This is a genomic window from Streptomyces sp. NPDC044064 (assembly GCF_056434245.1).
On sequence record NZ_JBWKFN010000015.1, the window covers coordinates 195,324 to 214,738 of the forward strand.

General features: G+C 68.0%; 15 protein-coding genes and 1 tRNA gene. 13 read left to right on the top strand and 3 right to left on the bottom strand.

The window, feature by feature from the left end:
• Positions 1-186: 186 nt before the first annotated feature.
• Positions 187-1,242, top strand: coding sequence for a UDP-N-acetylmuramate dehydrogenase (locus AC07DS_RS24820; RefSeq protein WP_479148602.1), 1,056 nt, complete (start codon positions 187-189; stop codon positions 1,240-1,242).
• A gap of 62 nt (positions 1,243-1,304) precedes the next feature.
• Here the strand turns inward: AC07DS_RS24820 and AC07DS_RS24825 are convergent, their stop codons facing one another.
• Positions 1,305-1,937 carry an NAD(P)-dependent oxidoreductase gene (locus AC07DS_RS24825; protein WP_479148604.1) on the bottom strand — a complete coding sequence of 211 codons (633 nt, stop codon included), beginning with the start codon at positions 1,935-1,937 and terminating at the stop codon, positions 1,305-1,307.
• 104 nt (positions 1,938-2,041) lie between these two features.
• Here AC07DS_RS24825 and AC07DS_RS24830 point away from each other — a divergent pair, with 104 nt between their 5' ends.
• Entirely contained in the window at positions 2,042-2,638 is a 597-nt protein-coding gene (locus AC07DS_RS24830; RefSeq protein ID WP_479148606.1) for a TetR/AcrR family transcriptional regulator, read from the top strand.
• Between the two features lie 57 nt (positions 2,639-2,695).
• The gene (locus AC07DS_RS24835) at positions 2,696-3,406 is read left to right on the top strand and encodes a hypothetical protein (RefSeq protein WP_479148608.1); all 711 of its coding nucleotides are present in this window, start codon (positions 2,696-2,698) and stop codon (positions 3,404-3,406) included.
• Here AC07DS_RS24835 and AC07DS_RS24840 read toward each other — a convergent pair.
• Complete coding sequence (locus AC07DS_RS24840; RefSeq protein ID WP_479148610.1) at positions 3,351-4,391, bottom strand: adenosine deaminase; 1,041 nt, start codon at positions 4,389-4,391, stop codon at positions 3,351-3,353. The genes AC07DS_RS24835 and AC07DS_RS24840 overlap by 56 nt on opposite strands.
• Before the next feature lie 123 nt (positions 4,392-4,514).
• Complete coding sequence (locus tag AC07DS_RS24845) at positions 4,515-5,741, bottom strand: pyridoxal phosphate-dependent aminotransferase (RefSeq protein ID WP_145886702.1); 1,227 nt, start codon at positions 5,739-5,741, stop codon at positions 4,515-4,517.
• Between the two features lie 261 nt (positions 5,742-6,002).
• Here AC07DS_RS24845 and AC07DS_RS24850 point away from each other — a divergent pair.
• The 10 genes from AC07DS_RS24850 (at position 6,003) to AC07DS_RS24895 (ending at position 19,292) form a co-directional block, all read left to right on the top strand.
• Positions 6,003-6,075, top strand: a tRNA-Trp gene (locus AC07DS_RS24850).
• A gap of 105 nt (positions 6,076-6,180) precedes the next feature.
• Entirely contained in the window at positions 6,181-6,468 is a 288-nt protein-coding gene (secE, locus tag AC07DS_RS24855) for a preprotein translocase subunit SecE (protein WP_479148612.1), read from the top strand.
• A gap of 80 nt (positions 6,469-6,548) precedes the next feature.
• Complete coding sequence (nusG, locus tag AC07DS_RS24860) at positions 6,549-7,397, top strand: transcription termination/antitermination protein NusG (RefSeq protein ID WP_479148613.1); 849 nt, start codon at positions 6,549-6,551, stop codon at positions 7,395-7,397.
• A 168-nt stretch (positions 7,398-7,565) separates the two neighbouring features.
• The gene (gene rplK / locus AC07DS_RS24865) at positions 7,566-8,000 is read left to right on the top strand and encodes a 50S ribosomal protein L11 (protein WP_055515278.1); all 435 of its coding nucleotides are present in this window, start codon (positions 7,566-7,568) and stop codon (positions 7,998-8,000) included.
• 81 nt (positions 8,001-8,081) lie between these two features.
• Positions 8,082-8,807: a 50S ribosomal protein L1 gene (rplA, locus tag AC07DS_RS24870; RefSeq protein WP_145886696.1), complete on the top strand. Its 726-nt coding sequence runs from the start codon at positions 8,082-8,084 to the stop codon at positions 8,805-8,807.
• A gap of 164 nt (positions 8,808-8,971) precedes the next feature.
• On the top strand, positions 8,972-9,895 hold the full coding sequence (locus AC07DS_RS24875; RefSeq protein ID WP_479148615.1) for an SCO4651 family lipoprotein: 924 nt from the start codon (positions 8,972-8,974) through the stop codon (positions 9,893-9,895).
• A gap of 314 nt (positions 9,896-10,209) precedes the next feature.
• Complete coding sequence (gene rplJ, locus AC07DS_RS24880) at positions 10,210-10,740, top strand: 50S ribosomal protein L10 (RefSeq protein WP_386577176.1); 531 nt, start codon at positions 10,210-10,212, stop codon at positions 10,738-10,740.
• A 116-nt stretch (positions 10,741-10,856) separates the two neighbouring features.
• Positions 10,857-11,240 (top strand): 50S ribosomal protein L7/L12, encoded by a 384-nt coding sequence (rplL, locus tag AC07DS_RS24885; RefSeq protein ID WP_053846801.1) that lies wholly within the window; start codon positions 10,857-10,859, stop codon positions 11,238-11,240.
• A gap of 569 nt (positions 11,241-11,809) precedes the next feature.
• Positions 11,810-15,295 carry a DNA-directed RNA polymerase subunit beta gene (gene rpoB, locus AC07DS_RS24890; RefSeq protein WP_479148618.1) on the top strand — a complete coding sequence of 1,162 codons (3,486 nt, stop codon included), beginning with the start codon at positions 11,810-11,812 and terminating at the stop codon, positions 15,293-15,295.
• Between the two features lie 97 nt (positions 15,296-15,392).
• Entirely contained in the window at positions 15,393-19,292 is a 3,900-nt protein-coding gene (locus tag AC07DS_RS24895) for a DNA-directed RNA polymerase subunit beta' (protein ID WP_479148619.1), read from the top strand.
• Positions 19,293-19,415: the final 123 nt, after the last annotated feature.

The following is a 19,415-nucleotide window of genomic DNA, read 5'->3' on the forward strand; positions in this document are numbered from 1 at the left end:
CAACACCCTGCACTCAGCAACCCGGAGTCGAACCAAGAACCCCCCCCCCCCCCCCCCCCCCCCCCCCCCCCCCCCCCCCTCCCCCCCCCCCCCCCCCCCCGTGACCGGCCGGAGGAACGGCCCCCCGGCCGGGCGTACCCGTGCCACCTCGCGGTGCTGTCCGTGCCGTCTCGTAGTCTTGAGCGCGTGCAGGAACTCCACGACGCCCCCCTCGCCCCGCTGACCACCTTCCGGCTGGGCGGCCCCGCCACCCGGCTGGTCACCGCGACGACCGACGCCGAGGTGATCGCCGCCGTCCGCGAGGCCGACGACACCGGGACGCCACTGCTGCTCATCGGCGGCGGATCCAACCTGGTCATCGGCGACAAGGGCTTCGACGGCACCGCCCTGCGCATCGCCACGACCGGCGTCGAACTGCGTGGCACCACGCTGGAGCTGGCCGCCGGCGAGATCTGGACCGACGCCGTCGCCCGCGCCGTCGAGGCCGGGCTCGCCGGCATCGAGTGCCTGGCCGGGATCCCGGGCTCAGCGGGCGCCACCCCGATCCAGAACGTGGGCGCCTACGGCCAGGAGGTCTCCTCGACGATCACCGAGGTGATCGCGTACGACCGCCGGGCCGGCCGGACCGTCACGCTCACGAACGAGGAGTGCGCCTTCTCGTACCGGCACAGCCGTTTCAAGGCCGACCCCGAGCGCCATGTCGTGCTGCGCGTCCGCTTCGAGCTGGAGGAAGCGGACGGGCTGTCGGCGCCCGTCAGGTACGCCGAGGCGGCCCGGGCACTCGGTGTGGAGCCGGGGGAGCGGGTGCCGCTCGCCGCGGCCCGTGAGACCGTGCTGAAGCTGCGCGCCGGCAAGGGCATGGTCCTCGACCCCGAGGACCACGACACCTGGTCCGCCGGGTCCTTCTTCACCAACCCGATCCTCACCGACGGGCAGTTCGCCGCGTTCCACGCGCGCGTGCGGGAGCGGCTGGGCGAGGGCGCCGAGCCGCCCGCCTACCCGTCGGGTGAGGGCCGTACCAAGACCTCGGCCGCCTGGCTGATCGACAAGGCGGGCTTCACCAAGGGCTACGGCAGCGGACCGGCCCGGATCTCCACCAAGCACACGCTCGCCCTCACCAACCGGGGCGCCGCCACCACCGAGGACCTCCTGGCCCTGGCCCGCGAGGTCGTCGCCGGGGTCCACGAGGCCTTCGGGATCACGCTGGTCAACGAGCCGGTGACCGTCGGCGTGAGCCTGTAGCCGACAAGTCGGGGAAAGCCGCACGCTCAACAGGCCCGCAAGAGCCGTGCTCACATCCAGGTTCAGTACGCGACCCCCACCCCCTGCTTCACCGTTCCCATGTCGTCGATCATCGACAGCATCGCGTGGGCGACGTCCGCGCGCGCGATGAAGCGGCCCTTGGGCGGGAAGCCGCCGACGATCGTGCGGTAGCGGCCGGTGAGTGGCTTGTCCTGCAGGCGCGGTGGCCGTACCGACGTCCAGTCCGTGCCGCTGCGCGCCAGCTCGGCCTCCATCTCGCGCAGGTCGGTGTAGACGTCCTTCAGGATCGCCGAGACCAGTCCGCGCATGCTGCGGTCCAGGAGGCCGTCGTTCTCCGGCTCCGGTCCGACCGGGCCGGCGCTGACCACCAGCAGCCGTCGCACCCCCTCTGCTTCCATGGCCCCGAGCACCGTACGGGTGAGCCGGGCGGCCACCCCCGCGTCCTTGCGGCTGCGTGCGCCGAGGCCCGACAGGACCGCGTCCCGGCCGGCGACGGCGGCGCGCAGCTCCTGCGGGTCGGTGAGGTCCGCGCGGAACACCTCCAGGGTGCTCCCCGCGACGTCCAGCCGGGCCGGATCGCGGACGACGGCGGTCACCCGGTGCCCCGCGCCGAGCGCCTGCCGGACGATCTCCCGGCCGATGCCGCCGGTGGCGCCGAAAACGGTGAGTTTCATGGGGACTCCCGCCCTCCCGTGAGGTGGGTGAGCATTCACTCACCCTGCTTTCTTCTAGAGTGGGTAAGCACTCACTCACTCGTCAAGCCCCGATTGGACGTTTCATGGAGACGAAGCCGGCGCGTGTCCGCATCCTCGACGCCGCTCACGAGCTGATGCTCACCGTCGGACTCGCCCGGGCCACCACCAAGGAGATCGCCAGGGCGGCCGGCTGCTCCGAGGCGGCGCTCTACAAGTACTTCGACAGCAAGGAGGAGCTGTTCGTCCGGGTGCTCGCCGAGCGTCTGCCCCGGCTCACCCCGCTGCTGAGCAGTCTCGAGGCCGAGCCGGGCCGGGGCACCCTGGAGGAGAACCTCACCGAGATCGCCCGCCAGGCGGCCCTCTTCTACGAGCAGAGCTTCCCGATCGCCGCCTCCCTGTACGCCGAGACGCAGCTCAAGCGGCGGCACTACGAGGCGCTGCGGAAGATCGGCTCCGGGCCGCACGCACCGATCGAGAGCCTGGACGCCTATCTGCGTGCCGAGCAGGCCGCAGGCCGCGTCCGCGCCGACGCCGACACCTTCTCGGCCGCCTCGCTCCTGCTCGGCGCCTGCGCCCAGCGCGCGTTCGCCTACGACGCCACGGAGAGCGGCGAACGACCGCCCGTGGACGCGTTCGCCACCGGGCTCGCCCGGACCCTGCTGGGCGGCGTGGCCCCGTGAAACCCCGTTGCGCGGGACGGCGGCCGGTCGCGACGCTGATGCCATGAGGCATCGCACATGCGGCTGAGGCTGCGGGAGTTCCGGTTCAGGACGGGGCCGCACGAGCACCGCGTCGTCCAGCCCTGGCAGCCGCTGCGGCACACGTCACTGCACGAGCCGGCGCCCCACGGCGTCCTGACCGGCGACCACGACGGACTCAGCCGGCTGGCCGGCCTGTTCTCCTTCGCCGCCTACTCGCGCCACACCGTCGTCCACGTCCCGCTGCGCGACACCGTCACCGCGCATCACGGAGGCGGCGGCGAGCGGGTCGACCTGGTCCTGGCCCACCACACCTACGGGCTGCGGCCCGGCAAGTGGCCCGACCTGCGCCGCAGGCTGGCCCGGGGCACCCCGCTGACCGTCCGCACAGACGAGGCGCGCACCGCGCGCGACGCGGCCGCCCGGGAGCGGCGCAGCCACGACAGCGGCTTCCGGGACGAGCTGCGCCACACCACACACGCGCGGACGTTCTTCCTCATCGGCAGCCGTGACGTCTTCGCCGACACGGCCATGGAGTGCGCCTCGGCGGCGGGCCGGGGACCGCGCCAGAAGCGGATCGTGAAGGGCGGCTCAGCCCTCATGGGCTGCATCCGCGGTCTGGAGTCCGAGGCGGACCCGTGGCGCAGCCCCGAGGTGCTGATCTGCTTCCAGGCGTATCCGCCCTACGCCCACTTCAGACGACCGGGCGAGTCAGCCACTCGTCCACGCCGGCCAGCAGCCGGGCCTTGACGTCCTCCGGCGCCGCCGAACCCCGCACCGACTGCCGGGCCAGCTCCGCCAGCTCCGCGTCCGTGAAGCCGTGGTGCCGACGGGCGATCTCGTACTGGGCGGCCAGCCGGGAGCCGAAGAGCAGCGGATCGTCGGCGCCGAGGGCCATCGGGACGCCCGCCTCGAAGAGCGTGCGCAGCGGCACGTCCTCCGGCTTCTCGTAGACACCGAGCGCCACGTTCGACGCCGGGCAGACCTCACAGGTCACGCCCCGGTCGGCGAGCCGCTTCAGCAGCCGCGGGTCCTCCGCGGCGCGCACGCCGTGCCCGATCCGCGAGGCGTGCAGGTCGTCCAGGCAGTCGCGCACCGACGCCGGGCCGGTCAGCTCGCCGCCGTGCGGGGCCGACAGCAGGCCGCCGTCGCGTGCGATGGCGAAGGCGCGGTCGAAGTCGCGCGCCATGCCCCGCCGTTCGTCGTTCGACAGCCCGAAGCCGACCACACCCCGGTCGGCGTACCGCACCGCGAGCCGGGCCAGCGTGCGCGCGTCCAGCGGGTGCTTCATACGGTTCGCCGCCACCAGGACCCGCATCCCGAGCCCGGTCTCGCGCACCGTCGTGTCGACCGCGTCCAGGATGATCTCCAGGGCCGGGATCAGGCCGCCCAGCCGGGGCGCGTACGACGTCGGGTCCACCTGGATCTCCAGCCAGCCCGAACCGTCCTTCAGATCCTCCTCGGCGGCCTCCCTGACCAGCCGCCGGATGTCCTCCGGCTCCCGGAGGCAGGAGCGCGCCGCGTCGTACAGCCGCTGGAAGCGGAACCAGCCGCGTTCGTCCGTCGCGCGCAGCTTCGGGGGCTCGCCGCTGGTCAGTGCCTCGGTCAGCGCCTCGGGCAGGCGCACGCCGTACTTGTCGGCCAGCTCCAGGACGGTCCCCGGCCGCATCGAGCCGGTGAAGTGCAGGTGCAGATGGGCTTTCGGCAGCTCAGAGAGATCACGTACACGCTCCATCCCAGGATCCTGCCGTACGTCCCGGTCGCGCCGGTACCTCTTTCCCCGAACGTGGTCTTGCTCGCACATGCGAACGGGGGCCGCTCCCGGAAAGGGGAGCGGCCCCCGTGTGCGGAGCGGACCTCAGTCCCGCGCCTCCGCGAGCAGCTTCTGCATCCGGCTCACGCCCTCGACGAGGTCCTCGTCACCGAGCGCGTACGACAGCCGCAGGTAACCCGGCGTGCCGAAGGCCTCGCCCGGGACGACCGCGACCTCGGCCTCCTCCAGGATCAGCGCGGCCAGCTCGACGGTGTCCTGCGGGCGCTTGCCGCGGATCTCCTTGCCGAGCAGGCCCTTGACCGACGGGTAGGCGTAGAACGCGCCCTCGGGCTCGGGGCACAGCACACCGTCGATCTCGTTGAGCATCCGCACGACGGTCTTGCGGCGCCGGTCGAAGGCCTCGCGCATCTTCGCCACGGCCTCCAGGTCACCGGAGACGGCGGCCAGGGCGGCCACCTGGGCCACGTTGGAGACGTTCGAGGTGGCGTGCGACTGCAGGTTCGTCGCGGCCTTGACGACGTCCTTGGGGCCGATGACCCAGCCCACGCGCCAGCCGGTCATGGCATACGTCTTCGCCACGCCGTTGACCACGATGCACTTGTCGCGCAGCTCGGGCAGGAGCGCCGGCAGCGAGGTGAACTTCGCGTCGCCGTAGACGAGGTGCTCGTAGATCTCGTCCGTGAGGACCCACAGGCCGTGCTCGACGGCCCAGCGGCCGATCGCCTCGGCCTCCGACTCGCTGTAGACCGCGCCGGTGGGGTTCGACGGGGAGACGAAGAGCACGACCTTCGTCTTCTCCGTGCGGGCCGCCTCCAGCTGCTCCACGCTCACCCGGTAGCCGGTGGTCTCGTCGGCGACGACCTCCACCGGGACACCGCCCGCGAGCCGGATCGACTCGGGGTAGGTCGTCCAGTACGGCGCCGGGACGATGACCTCGTCGCCCGGGTCGAGGATCGCGGCGAACGCCTCGTAGATGGCCTGCTTGCCGCCGTTGGTCACCAGGATCTGGGACGCGTCGACCTCGTAGTTCGAGTCGCGCAGCGTCTTCGCGGCGATCGCGGCCTTCAGCTCGGGCAGGCCGCCGGCCGGCGTGTAGCGGTGGTACTTCGGGTTCTTGCAGGCCTCGACGGCCGCCTCGACGATGTAGTCCGGCGTCGGGAAGTCGGGCTCACCTGCGCCGAAGCCGATCACCGGACGCCCGGCGGCCTTCAGGGCCTTGGCCTTGGCGTCCACGGCGAGGGTGGCGGACTCGGAGATCGCGCCGACTCGGGCGGAGACCCGGCGCTCGGTGGGAGGGATTGCAGCGCTCATGGGGCCCATCGTTCCAGACCGGAAACACCCCCGGCACACGGGTTTCACGGACTGAACAGCAAGGGGTCGAGGCGTGAACAGGCATCCGAATCCGGCCTCCGGCCAGGACGATCTTCGGTGCGGCGACTCCGTACAGGCACTTTCTGTTCGACGCCGGGCCGTGGACCACGTACACTCACACCTCGTTGGCCTTCAGCAGCCGCTCCACAACAGGTGCACACCGAGCACCCGTCCGGATGCGGTACGTTGGGGGACACGCAAAGGGTCGTAGCTCAATTGGTAGAGCACCGGTCTCCAAAACCGGCGGTTGGGGGTTCAAGTCCCTCCGGCCCTGCTACACACACCGCCAGGATGTGTGCACATGTACGTACAGCGATGCACCGCCGTGCGGCTCAGACCGGGCGCGGCACGGCCACGACCCGGAATCAGGTGAGGACGAATGACGGACGCCGTGGGCTCCATCGACACGCCTGATGCCCAGGACGAGGCGCTGGAGACCAAGAAGAAGGCCCGCAAGGGTGGCAAGCGCGCCAAGAAGGGCCCGCTGAAGCGCCTCGGCATCTTCTACCGACAGGTCATCGCGGAACTCCGCAAGGTTGTCTGGCCGACGCGTAATCAGCTGACGTCGTACACCACCGTGGTGATCTTCTTCGTCGTAATCATGATCGCCCTGGTGACCGTGATTGACTATGGGCTCAACCACGCGGCCAAGTACGTCTTCGGCTGAGCCAAGAGCGAAGGGCGCCGTGGTACCGGCGCCCGTTTTCGCATGTTCTACCCCTATGTATCCAGGAAGAAGCAGCCATCGTGTCTGACCCGAACCTGAACGACGCCATCGAGCCGGACGAGACGGTGGACGACGAGCTCGACATCGTCGAGGGCGCGGACGAGCAGGACGAGTTCGAGGCTGCCGAGGCCGAGGCGGGCGAGCCTGCCGAGGAAGCCGCGCTGCACGTCGAGGACGAGGACGAGACCGAGGAAGCGGTCGAGACCGAGGACGAGGTCGAGGAAGAGGTCGAGGCGGAGGCTGCCGCCCCGGTCGACCCGATCGAGGCCCTGCGCACGGAGCTGCGGTCCCTGCCCGGCGAGTGGTACGTCATCCACACGTACGCCGGCTACGAGAACCGCGTGAAGACGAACCTGGAGCAGCGCGCCGTCTCGCTGAACGTCGAGGACTACATCTTCCAGGCCGAGGTGCCGCAGGAAGAGGTCGTCCAGATCAAGAACGGCGACCGCAAGACGATCAAGCAGAACAAGCTGCCGGGTTACGTCCTGGTCCGCATGGACCTGACCAACGAGTCCTGGGGCGTCGTCCGCAACACCCCCGGTGTCACCGGCTTCGTGGGCAACGCCTACGACCCCTACCCGCTGACCCTGGACGAGATCGTCAAGATGCTCGCCCCGGAGGCGGAGGAGAAGGCCGCCCGCGAGGCCGCCGAGGCCGAGGGCAAGCCCGCCCCGCAGCGCAAGGTCGAGGTCCAGGTGCTGGACTTCGAGGTCGGCGACTCGGTCACCGTCACCGACGGCCCGTTCGCCACGCTCCAGGCGACCATCAACGAGATCAACCCCGACTCGAAGAAGGTCAAGGGCCTGGTGGAGATCTTCGGCCGCGAGACGCCGGTCGAGCTCTCCTTCGACCAGATCCAGAAGAACTAGTTCCTTCTGGACCAATCGCTTCCGCGCAGGTCAGGCAGGCTCTCGTAGCCAGTCTGACCTGCACGGTTTTTGGCCGCACATCCATACCCGTTATCGTTGTGCGGTATGCCTGCGTCCGGGTGGCCCCCGGATGCCGGCAGGACCCGAATCGAAAGGACCCGGAGAGCTATGCCTCCCAAGAAGAAGAAGGTCACGGGGCTCATCAAGCTCCAGATCAACGCCGGTGCGGCGAACCCGGCCCCGCCGGTCGGTCCCGCGCTGGGCCAGCACGGCGTCAACATCATGGAGTTCTGCAAGGCCTACAACGCCGCGACCGAGTCGCAGCGTGGCTGGGTGATCCCGGTGGAGATCACGGTCTACGAGGACCGCTCCTTCACCTTCATCACCAAGACCCCGCCGGCCGCGAAGATGATCCTCAAGGCCGCTGGTGTCGAGAAGGGCTCTGGCGAGCCGCACAAGACCAAGGTCGCCAAGATCACCGAGGCGCAGGTCCGCGAGATCGCCCAGACCAAGCTTCCCGACCTGAACGCCAACGACCTGGACGCCGCGTCGAAGATCATCGCCGGCACCGCCCGCTCCATGGGCATCACGGTCGAGGGCTGAAGCCCACCTTCGTAGAACCACCGTGGTAGGGCCTGCTCGGCCCGTACACCACGACTCCTCTCAGAACACACAGGAGCAGTTGTGAGCAAGCGCAGCAAGGCTCTCCGCGCTGCGGACGCCAAGGTCGACCGGGAGAAGCTGTACGCCCCGCTCGAGGCCGTCCGTCTCGCCAAGGAGACCTCCACGACCAAGTTCGACGGCACCGTCGAGGTCGCCTTCCGTCTGGGTGTCGACCCGCGTAAGGCCGACCAGATGGTCCGTGGCACCGTGAACCTCCCGCACGGCACCGGTAAGACCGCCCGGGTCCTGGTCTTCGCGACCGGTGACCGTGCCGAGGCCGCGCGTGCCGCGGGCGCCGACATCGTCGGCGCCGACGAGCTGATCGACGAGGTCTCGAAGGGCCGCCTGGACTTCGACTCCGTCGTCGCCACCCCGGACCTCATGGGCAAGGTCGGCCGCCTCGGCCGCGTGCTCGGTCCGCGTGGTCTGATGCCGAACCCGAAGACCGGCACCGTCACCCCCGACGTGGCCAAGGCTGTCACCGAGATCAAGGGTGGCAAGATCGAGTTCCGCGTCGACAAGCACTCGAACCTGCACTTCATCATCGGCAAGACGTCCTTCGAGGACACCCAGCTGGTGGAGAACTACGCTGCGGCGCTCGAGGAGATCACCCGTCTCAAGCCGTCCGCCGCCAAGGGTCGCTACATCAAGAAGGCCGCCATCAGCACCACGATGGGCCCCGGCATTCCGGTCGACTCGAACCGCACCCGTAACCTCCTCGTCGAGGAGGACCCGGCCGCCGTCTGAGCCCCGCGCTCACTTCGGTAGCCGCGTCAGGTACGCGTAAGCAGAGGGCGGGCCCTGGAACCTGAAAGGTTCGGGGCCCGTCCTTTCTTTGTGCGACTTTTCGTACGACTGTCAGTGGCCTGGGCTACGTTGCAGGCACAGGACTCGCATAGGGGTGGGACTACATGAAGAGCACGACCGTTCGCCGGGTGACCCTTTCCGTCGCGGTGGTGACCGCGCTGACCGGTGTGGCCGCCTGCGGCTCGCAGTCCGGGAAGGACGACAAGACGGTCGGCAAGAGCGTCACGAACGTCAGTCCCCTTGCCGCCCTGCTCTCCGCCGAGAAGTCCACGGACAAGGCCGAGTCGGCCAAGGTCCGCTCCAGCACGACCCTCGGCGACACCATGTCGATGACGGCCGACGGCGCCCTCGCCTGGGGCGACGGCCTCAAGGGCAACCTCACCATCAACTACACCGGCGGCAAGATGGCCGAAGCCATGCGCCAGGCCGGCACCACGTCGATGGAGGCCCGCTATCTGCCGGACGCCTACTACGCCAAGATGAGCGAGAAGTTCGCCGCGCAGTTCGGCGGCAAGCACTGGATCAAGTACGCGTACGACGACCTCGCCAAGCTCGGCGGCAGCTCCGGCGCGTACCTCAAGGACCAGATGCAGAACACCACGCCGAACCAGTCGGTGAAGCTGCTGCTGGCCTCCGGTGACGTGAAGAAGGTCGGCCAGGAGAAGGTCTCCGGCGTCGACGCCACGCACTACTCGGGCAAGGTCGACGTCGCCGACCTCGCCGGCAAGAACAGCCACCTCACCGCCGACCAGCTGGCCGGCCTGAAGAAGCAGCTCAGCCAGGCGGGCGTCACCACCGAGACCATCGACATCTGGGTCGACGGCCAGGACCTGCTGGTCAAGAAGGTCGAGAAGGCCGACATGGCGACCGGCACCATGACCAGCACGGCCTACTACAGCGACTACGGCGTGAAGGTCGCCGCCGAGGCGCCCCCGGCCGCCGACACCAAGGACTTCACGGAGCTGGTGAAGGCCGGCGGGCCCGGGACCGTGTCGGGCAGCAGCAGCGGCACCGCCACCACCTCCTGAGGCCTGCACGCCGAGGGACCGGGGCGGCCCGGAGGGCCCGATTTGCTCGACACCGCCCCGGTCCCGTACTCTTCCGAAGAAGCCAAAGACCGCTGGTCGTTGCCGCACGCTTGAACGAGGGTGCGGTGGCCGAAGGATCCGCTGCAGAGCGGGCGACCCGCGCAGGTGATTGTGGAAGAACTCCCGGAGCATATGCGCTCACGCGTGTGCAGCCGGTCGAGTCCGCCCCGAGCGCCTGCGCCGGGGCGTTTGTTTTACCCAGACCTCCTTCGGGTCCGCGCGGTCCGAATCACCCGGAAGGAGGCCGAGGCTCTATGGCGAGGCCCGACAAGGCTGCCGCGGTTGCCGAGCTGACGGACAAGTTCCGCAGCTCCAACGCCGCCGTGCTGACCGAGTACCGCGGTCTCACCGTGGCGCAGCTCAAGACGCTGCGCCGGTCGCTCGGTGAGAACGCCCAGTACGCCGTGGTGAAGAACACGCTGACCAAGATTGCGGCCAACGAGGCCGGGATCACGCTGGACGACCAGCTCTTCGCTGGTCCGACGGCCGTCGCCTTCGTCACCGGTGACCCGGTGGAGTCGGCGAAGGGTCTCCGTGACTTCGCCAAGGACAACCCGAATCTCATCATCAAGGGCGGTGTCCTTGACGGCAAGGCGCTGTCCGCCGATGAGATCAAGAAGCTTGCGGACCTCGAGTCCCGCGAGGTTCTGCTCTCCAAGCTGGCGGGTGCCTTCAAGGGCAAGCAGTCGCAGACTGCTCAGCTCTTCCAGGCGCTTCCCTCGAAGCTCGTCCGCACCGTGGACGCTCTTCGCGCCAAGCAGGACGAGCAGGGCGGTGCCGAGTAACTCGGCTCGCTTTCTGACCCTGGCCGTATAGGCGGCACGGGTCGCAGCGGGCCGACGTACGCCCGCCTCACCCAGTACATCCGGCACCTGCCGAATCAGTGGAAGGATCGCCCATCATGGCGAAGCTCAGCCAGGAAGACCTGCTCGCCCAGTTCGAGGAGATGACCCTCATCGAGCTCTCCGAGTTCGTGAAGGCCTTCGAGGAGAAGTTCGACGTCACCGCCGCCGCCGCGGTCGCCGTTGCGGGCCCGGCCGGCCCGGCCGCCGCCGCCCCGGCCGAGGAGGAGAAGGACGAGTTCGACGTCATCCTCACCGGCGCCGGCGACAAGAAGATCCAGGTCATCAAGGTCGTGCGTGAGCTGACCTCGCTGGGTCTGAAGGAGGCCAAGGACCTCGTCGACGGTGCCCCGAAGCCCGTCCTCGAGAAGGTCGCCAAGGACGCCGCCGAGAAGGCCGCCGAGTCCCTCAAGGGCGCCGGCGCCTCCGTCGAGGTCAAGTAAGACCTCAGGGAGTCCCCGCGACTCTCTCCGCGCGCTGAGTACGGCCTCCTAGGGCTGTAACGCGAACGCACCGAAGAGCGATCATCCATCCGGGTGGTCGCTCTTCGGCGTATCCGGAGGTCCGGCCTCGGTTGCCTTGTACCCCTGGTGGCGAGGGGTATGGTGATCTTCGTCGTGTCTCCGGACGGTCCCGTTTGGGCTGGGGGGCCTTGACGAACCGCACGCAGCGCGCAATTCTCAGGACGCGTCGTCACAAGGATCCGAATCCGAGGCATGGATCGACGACGAAGAGGGCAGTATCAACGTGCGTTGAGGGCAGCAGGCCGAAGGCGTTGACAAGGGTGTTGAGAACAACGAGGGTCTCGAAAAACCCGCACTGGACATCAGTGTGCCAAGTGGCTACACTGACCCTTTGCGCTGCCTGTTAGCTGTCCCCTGCCCGTCACCAGGGGTCTGCCCTCACTCCAGCATCGATGACCGAAGCTCCTTTGACCTGGGGTTTCTGTCTCTGTGTACGGAGAGGGACCGGCACGCGCGTAGTGAGTCCGAGCCCTCGGAAGGACCCCCTCTTGGCCGCCTCGCGCAACGCCTCGACCGCGAATACGAACAACGGCGCCAGCACCGCCCCGCTGCGCATCTCCTTTGCAAAGATCAAGGAGCCTCTCGAGGTTCCGAACCTGCTCGCGCTGCAGACCGAGAGCTTCGACTGGCTGCTCGGCAACACCGCTTGGCAGAGTCGGGTCGAGGAGGCTCTTGAGAACGGTCAGGACGTCCCCACCAAGTCCGGTCTGGAGGAGATCTTCGAGGAGATCTCCCCGATCGAGGACTTCTCTGGGTCGATGTCCCTGACGTTCCGGGACCACCGCTTCGAGCCGCCGAAGAACTCCATCGACGAGTGCAAGGAGCGCGACTTCACGTACGCGGCCCCGCTCTTCGTCACCGCCGAGTTCACCAACAACGAGACCGGCGAGATCAAGTCCCAGACCGTCTTCATGGGTGACTTCCCGCTCATGACGAACAAGGGCACCTTCGTCATCAACGGCACCGAGCGTGTCGTGGTGTCTCAGCTGGTCCGTTCCCCCGGTGTCTACTTCGACTCCAGCATCGACAAGACGTCCGACAAGGACATCTTCTCCGCCAAGATCATCCCGTCCCGGGGTGCCTGGCTGGAGATGGAGATCGACAAGCGCGACATGGTCGGTGTCCGTATCGACCGCAAGCGCAAGCAGTCGGTCACCGTGCTGCTCAAGGCGCTCGGCTGGACGACCGAGCAGATCCTCGAGGAGTTCGGCGACTACGAGTCGATGCGCGCCACCCTGGAGAAGGACCACACCCAGGGCCAGGACGACGCGCTGCTCGACATCTACCGCAAGCTGCGTCCGGGCGAGCCCCCCACGCGTGAGGCCGCGCAGACGCTGCTCGAGAACCTCTACTTCAACCCGAAGCGCTACGACCTCGCGAAGGTCGGCCGCTACAAGGTCAACAAGAAGCTGGGTGCGGACGCTCCGCTCGACGCGGGCATCCTGACCGTCGAGGACATCATCTCGACGATCAAGTACCTGGTGCAGCTGCACGCCGGCGAGACCGAGACCACCGGCGACAACGGCGACATGATCGTTGTCGAGACGGACGACATCGACCACTTCGGCAACCGTCGCCTGCGCAGCGTCGGCGAGCTGATCCAGAACCAGGTCCGTACGGGTCTCGCCCGTATGGAGCGTGTCGTGCGCGAGCGCATGACCACCCAGGACGTCGAGGCGATCACGCCGCAGACCCTGATCAACATCCGGCCGGTCGTCGCCTCCATCAAGGAGTTCTTCGGCACCAGCCAGCTGTCCCAGTTCATGGACCAGAACAACCCGCTGTCGGGTCTCACCCACAAGCGCCGTCTGTCGGCTCTTGGCCCGGGTGGTCTCTCCCGTGAGCGGGCCGGCTTCGAGGTCCGTGACGTGCACCCGTCGCACTACGGCCGCATGTGCCCGATCGAGACCCCTGAAGGCCCGAACATCGGTCTGATCGGCTCGCTCGCCTCCTACGGCCGGGTCAACGCGTTCGGTTTCGTCGAGACCCCGTACCGCAAGGTGAACGACGGCCAGGTCACCGACGAGGTCGACTACCTGACCGCCGACGAGGAGGACCGCTTCGTCATCGCGCAGGCCAACGCCACGCTGAACGACGAACTCCGGTTCGCCGAGGCGCGTGTCCTGGTCCGCCGCCGTGGCGGTGAGGTCGACTACGTCAGCCCCGAGGACGTCGACTACATGGACGTCTCGCCGCGCCAGATGGTGTCGGTCGCGACCGCCATGATCCCGTTCCTCGAGCACGACGACGCCAACCGTGCCCTCATGGGCGCGAACATGATGCGCCAGGCCGTGCCGCTGATTAAGTCGGAGGCCCCGCTCGTCGGCACCGGCATGGAGTACCGCTCCGCCGTGGACGCCGGTGACGTGGTCAAGGCCGAGAAGGCGGGTGTGGTCCAGGAGGTCTCCGCGGACTACATCACCACGGCCAACGACGACGGCACGTACATCACGTACCGCCTGCACAAGTTCGCCCGGTCCAACCAGGGCACCTCGGTCAACCAGAAGGTCGTCGTCAACGAGGGCGACCGGATCATCGAGGGCCAGGTCCTCGCCGACGGTCCGGCCACCGAGAACGGTGAGATGGCCCTCGGCAAGAACCTGCTCGTGGCGTTCATGCCGTGGGAGGGTCACAACTACGAGGACGCGATCATCCTGTCGCAGCGCCTCGTGCAGGACGACGTCCTCTCCTCGATCCACATCGAGGAGCACGAGGTCGACGCCCGTGACACCAAGCTCGGCCCCGAGGAGATCACCCGGGACATCCCGAACGTCTCCGAGGAGGTCCTCGCCGACCTCGACGAGCGCGGCATCATCCGCATCGGCGCCGAGGTCATCGCCGGCGACATCCTCGTCGGCAAGGTCACCCCGAAGGGTGAGACGGAGCTGACCCCCGAGGAGCGCCTGCTGCGCGCGATCTTCGGTGAGAAGGCCCGTGAGGTCCGTGACACCTCGCTGAAGGTGCCGCACGGTGAGACCGGCAAGGTCATCGGCGTGCGCGTCTTCGACCGCGAGGAGGGCGACGAGCTGCCGCCGGGCGTGAACCAGCTGGTCCGCGTCTACGTCGCGCAGAAGCGCAAGATCACCGATGGTGACAAGCTCGCCGGCCGTCACGGCAACAAGGGTGTCATCTCGAAGATCCTGCCCATCGAGGACATGCCGTTCCTCGAGGACGGAACTCCGGTCGACATCATCCTCAACCCGCTGGGTGTCCCGTCCCGAATGAACCCGGGACAGGTCCTGGAGATCCACCTCGGCTGGCTCGCCAGCCGCGGCTGGGACGTCTCCGGCCTCGCGGACGAGTGGGCGCAGCGCCTGCAGGTCATCGGCGCCGACCAGGTCGCCCCCGGCACCAACGTCGCCACCCCGGTGTTCGACGGTGCCCGTGAGGACGAGCTGGCGGGTCTGCTGCAGCACACCATCCCGAACCGCGACGGCGAGCGCATGGTGCTCCCGACCGGTAAGGCGCGGCTGTTCGACGGCCGTAGCGGTGAGCCGTTCCCGGACCCGATCTCGGTCGGCTACATGTACATCCTGAAGCTGCACCACCTGGTCGACGACAAGCTGCACGCCCGCTCGACCGGTCCGTACTCGATGATCACCCAGCAGCCGCTGGGTGGTAAGGCGCAGTTCGGTGGCCAGCGCTTCGGTGAGATGGAGGTGTGGGCCCTCGAGGCCTACGGCGCCGCGTACGCCCTCCAGGAGCTGCTGACCATCAAGTCCGACGACGTCACGGGCCGCGTGAAGGTCTACGAGGCCATCGTCAAGGGCGAGAACATCCCCGAGCCCGGCATCCCCGAGTCCTTCAAGGTGCTCATCAAGGAGATGCAGTCGCTCTGCCTGAACGTGGAGGTGCTGTCCAGCGACGGTATGTCCATCGAGATGCGTGACACCGACGAGGACGTCTTCCGCGCTGCGGAGGAGCTCGGTATCGACCTGTCCCGGCGCGAGCCGAGCAGCGTCGAAGAGGTCTGACGGGAGTCCGGCGGGGGCCCGACCCACAGGGCCCCGCCGACCCCCAGGCCCCCGTTTCAGACCAAAGACTTACAACCCTGAGAGGGATTGACGCATAGTGCTCGACGTCAACTTCTTCGACGAGCTCCGGATCGGCCTGGCCACCGCGGACGACATCCGTCAGTGGAGCCACGGCGAGGTCAAGAAGCCCGAGACCATCAACTACCGCACCCTGAAGCCCGAAAAGGACGGACTCTTCTGCGAGAAGATCTTCGGTCCGACCCGGGACTGGGAGTGCTACTGCGGCAAGTACAAGCGTGTCCGCTTCAAGGGCATCATCTGTGAGCGCTGTGGCGTCGAGGTCACGCGCGCCAAGGTGCGCCGTGAGCGGATGGGCCACATCGAGCTGGCCGCGCCCGTCACGCACATCTGGTACTTCAAGGGTGTCCCGTCGCGCCTCGGCTACCTGCTGGACCTGGCGCCCAAGGACCTCGAGAAGGTCATCTACTTCGCCGCGTACATGATCACGTACGTCGACGAGGAGCGCCGTACCCGCGACCTGTCCTCCCTGGAGGCGCACGTCTCGGTCGAGCGCCAGCAGATCGAGAACCGTCGCGACGCCGACCTTGAGGCCCGCGCCAAGAAGCTCGAGGCCGACCTGGGCGAGCTCGAGGCCGAGGGTGCCAAGGCCGACGTGCGCCGCAAGGTGCGCGAGGGTGCCGAGCGCGAGATGAAGCAGCTGCGTGACCGTGCGCAGCGCGAGATCGACCGCCTCGACGAGGTGTGGAACCGGTTCAAGAACCTCAAGGTCCAGGACCTCGAGGGCGACGAGCTGCTCTACCGCGAGCTGCGTGACCGCTTCGGCACGTACTTCGACGGCTCGATGGGTGCCGCGGCGCTGCAGAAGCGCCTGGAGTCCTTCGACCTCGACGAGGAGGCCGAGCGCCTCCGCGAGATCATCCGTACCGGCAAGGGCCAGAAGAAGACCCGTGCGCTCAAGCGCCTCAAGGTCGTCTCCGCGTTCCTGCAGACCAGCAACAGCCCCAAGGGCATGGTGCTCGACTGCGTGCCGGTCATCCCGCCGGACCTGCGTCCGATGGTGCAGCTGGACGGTGGCCGCTTCGCGACCTCCGACCTGAACGACCTGTACCGCCGTGTGATCAACCGCAACAACCGCCTGAAGCGCCTTCTCGACCTCGGTGCGCCCGAGATCATCGTGAACAACGAGAAGCGCATGCTCCAGGAGGCCGTCGACGCGCTCTTCGACAACGGCCGTCGTGGCCGTCCGGTCACCGGCCCCGGTAACCGCCCGCTGAAGTCCCTCAGCGACATGCTGAAGGGCAAGCAGGGTCGATTCCGTCAGAACCTGCTCGGTAAGCGAGTCGACTACTCGGCGCGTTCCGTCATCGTCGTCGGCCCGCAGCTGAAGCTGCACCAGTGCGGTCTGCCCAAGGCCATGGCGCTGGAGCTCTTCAAGCCGTTCGTGATGAAGCGCCTGGTCGACCTGAACCACGCGCAGAACATCAAGAGCGCCAAGCGCATGGTGGAGCGCGGCCGCACCGTCGTGTACGACGTCCTCGAAGAGGTCATCGCCGAGCACCCGGTGCTGCTGAACCGTGCTCCCACCCTGCACCGCCTCGGCATCCAGGCCTTCGAGCCGCAGCTGGTCGAGGGCAAGGCCATCCAGATCCACCCGCTCGTCTGCACCGCGTTCAACGCGGACTTCGACGGTGACCAGATGGCCGTGCACCTGCCGCTGTCCGCGGAGGCGCAGGCCGAGGCCCGCATCCTGATGCTGTCCTCGAACAACATCCTCAAGCCGGCCGACGGCCGTCCGGTGACGATGCCGACCCAGGACATGGTCCTCGGTCTGTTCTTCCTCACCACCGACGGCGAGCTGCGTGACACCAAGGGCGAGGGCCGTGCGTTCGGCTCCACGGCCGAGGCGATCATGGCGTTCGACGCCGGCGAGCTGGCGCTGCAGTCGCCGATCGACATCCGCTTCCCGGTGGGCACCATCCCGCCGCGCGGCTGGACCCCGCCGGCTGTCGAGGAGGGCGAGCCGGAGTACCAGACCGGTGACACCTTCCGTCTGCGCACCACCCTGGGCCGCGCGCTCTTCAACGAGCTGCTGCCCGAGGACTACCCGTTCGTCGACTACTCGGTGGGCAAGAAGCAGCTCTCCGAGATCGTCAACGACCTCGCCGAGCGCTACCCCAAGGTCATCGTGGCGGCGACGCTCGACAACCTGAAGGCGGCCGGCTTCTACTGGGCGACCCGTTCCGGTGTCACCGTCGCCATCTCCGACGTCGTCGTTCCCGAGGCGAAGAAGGAGATCGTCCGCGGCTACGAGGCGCAGGACGAGAAGGTCCAGAAGCAGTACGAGCGCGGTCTGATCACCAAGGAAGAGCGCACTCAGGAGCTCATCGCGATCTGGACCAAGGCGACCAACGAGGTCGCCGAGGCGATGAACGAGAACTTCCCCAAGACGAACCCCATCTTCATGATGGTTGACTCGGGTGCCCGAGGAAACATGATGCAGATGCGGCAGATCGCCGGTATGCGTGGTCTGGTGTCGAACGCGAAGAACGAGACCATCCCGCGTCCGATCAAGGCCTCGTTCCGTGAGGGTCTGTCGGTGCTGGAGTACTTCATCTCCACGCACGGTGCCCGTAAGGGTCTCGCCGACACCGCCCTGCGTACCGCCGACTCGGGTTACCTGACCCGTCGTCTGGTGGACGTCTCGCAGGACGTCATCATCCGCGAGGAGGACTGCGGCACCGAGCGCGGTCTGAAGCTGCGGATCGCCTCGCGCGGCGCCGACGGCGTGCTGCGCAAGGCCGACGACGTCGAGACCAGCGTCTACGCCCGCATGCTCGCCGAGGACGTCGTCATCGACGGCAAGGTGATCGCGCCGGCCAACGTGGACCTGGGCGACGTGCTCATCGACCAGCTGGTGCACCACGGCATCGAGGAGGTCAAGACCCGCTCGATCCTGACCTGCGAGTCGCACGTCGGCACCTGCGCGATGTGCTACGGCCGTTCGCTCGCCACCGGCAAGCTGGTCGACATCGGTGAGGCGGTCGGCATCATCGCCGCCCAGTCCATCGGTGAGCCCGGTACCCAGCTGACGATGCGTACCTTCCACACCGGTGGTGTGGCCGGTGACGACATCACCCAGGGTCTGCCCCGTGTCGTCGAGCTCTTCGAGGCCCGTACCCCGAAGGGTGTCGCCCCGATCTCCGAGGCCAACGGCCGCATCCGGATCGAGGAGACCGAGAAGACCAAGAAGATCGTCGTCACCCCGGACGACGGCAGCGACGAGACGGCGTTCCCGATCTCGAAGCGTGCCAAGGTCCTGGTCCGCGAGGGCGACCACGTCGAGGTGGGCCAGCAGCTCACCGTGGGTGCCACCAACCCGCACGACGTGCTGCGCATCCTGGGTCAGCGTGCCGTCCAGGTCCACCTGGTCGGCGAGGTCCAGAAGGTGTACAACTCGCAGGGTGTGTCGATCCACGACAAGCACATCGAGATCATCATCCGGCAGATGCTCCGCCGCGTGACGATCATCGAGTCCGGCGACGCCGAGCTGCTGCCCGGTGAGCTGGTCGAGCGCTCGAAGTTCGAGACCGAGAACCGTCGTGTGGTCCAGGAGGGCGGTCACCCGGCCTCCGGTCGTCCGCAGCTGATGGGTATCACCAAGGCCTCGCTGGCGACGGAGTCCTGGCTGTCGGCCGCCTCCTTCCAGGAGACGACCCGAGTTCTGACGGACGCGGCGATCAACGCCAAGTCCGACAGCCTCATCGGCCTCAAGGAGAACGTCATCATCGGTAAGCTCATCCCGGCCGGTACGGGTCTGTCCCGCTACCGCAACATCCGGGTCGAGCCGACCGAGGAGGCCAAGGCCGCGATGTACTCGGCCGTCGGCTACGACGACATCGACTACTCGCCGTTCGGCACCGGCTCCGGCCAGGCCGTTCCGCTGGAGGACTACGACTACGGTCCGTACAACCAGTAAGCGAGCAGCTTGAACTGAAGGGCGGTCACCCCGTGGGGTGGCCGCCCTTCGGCGTTGTTCGGGTCTGTCGTTCGAGTGATCGCTCCGTGTCAGCCACGTCCGTCCACGCCTCCCGGGCAGCCG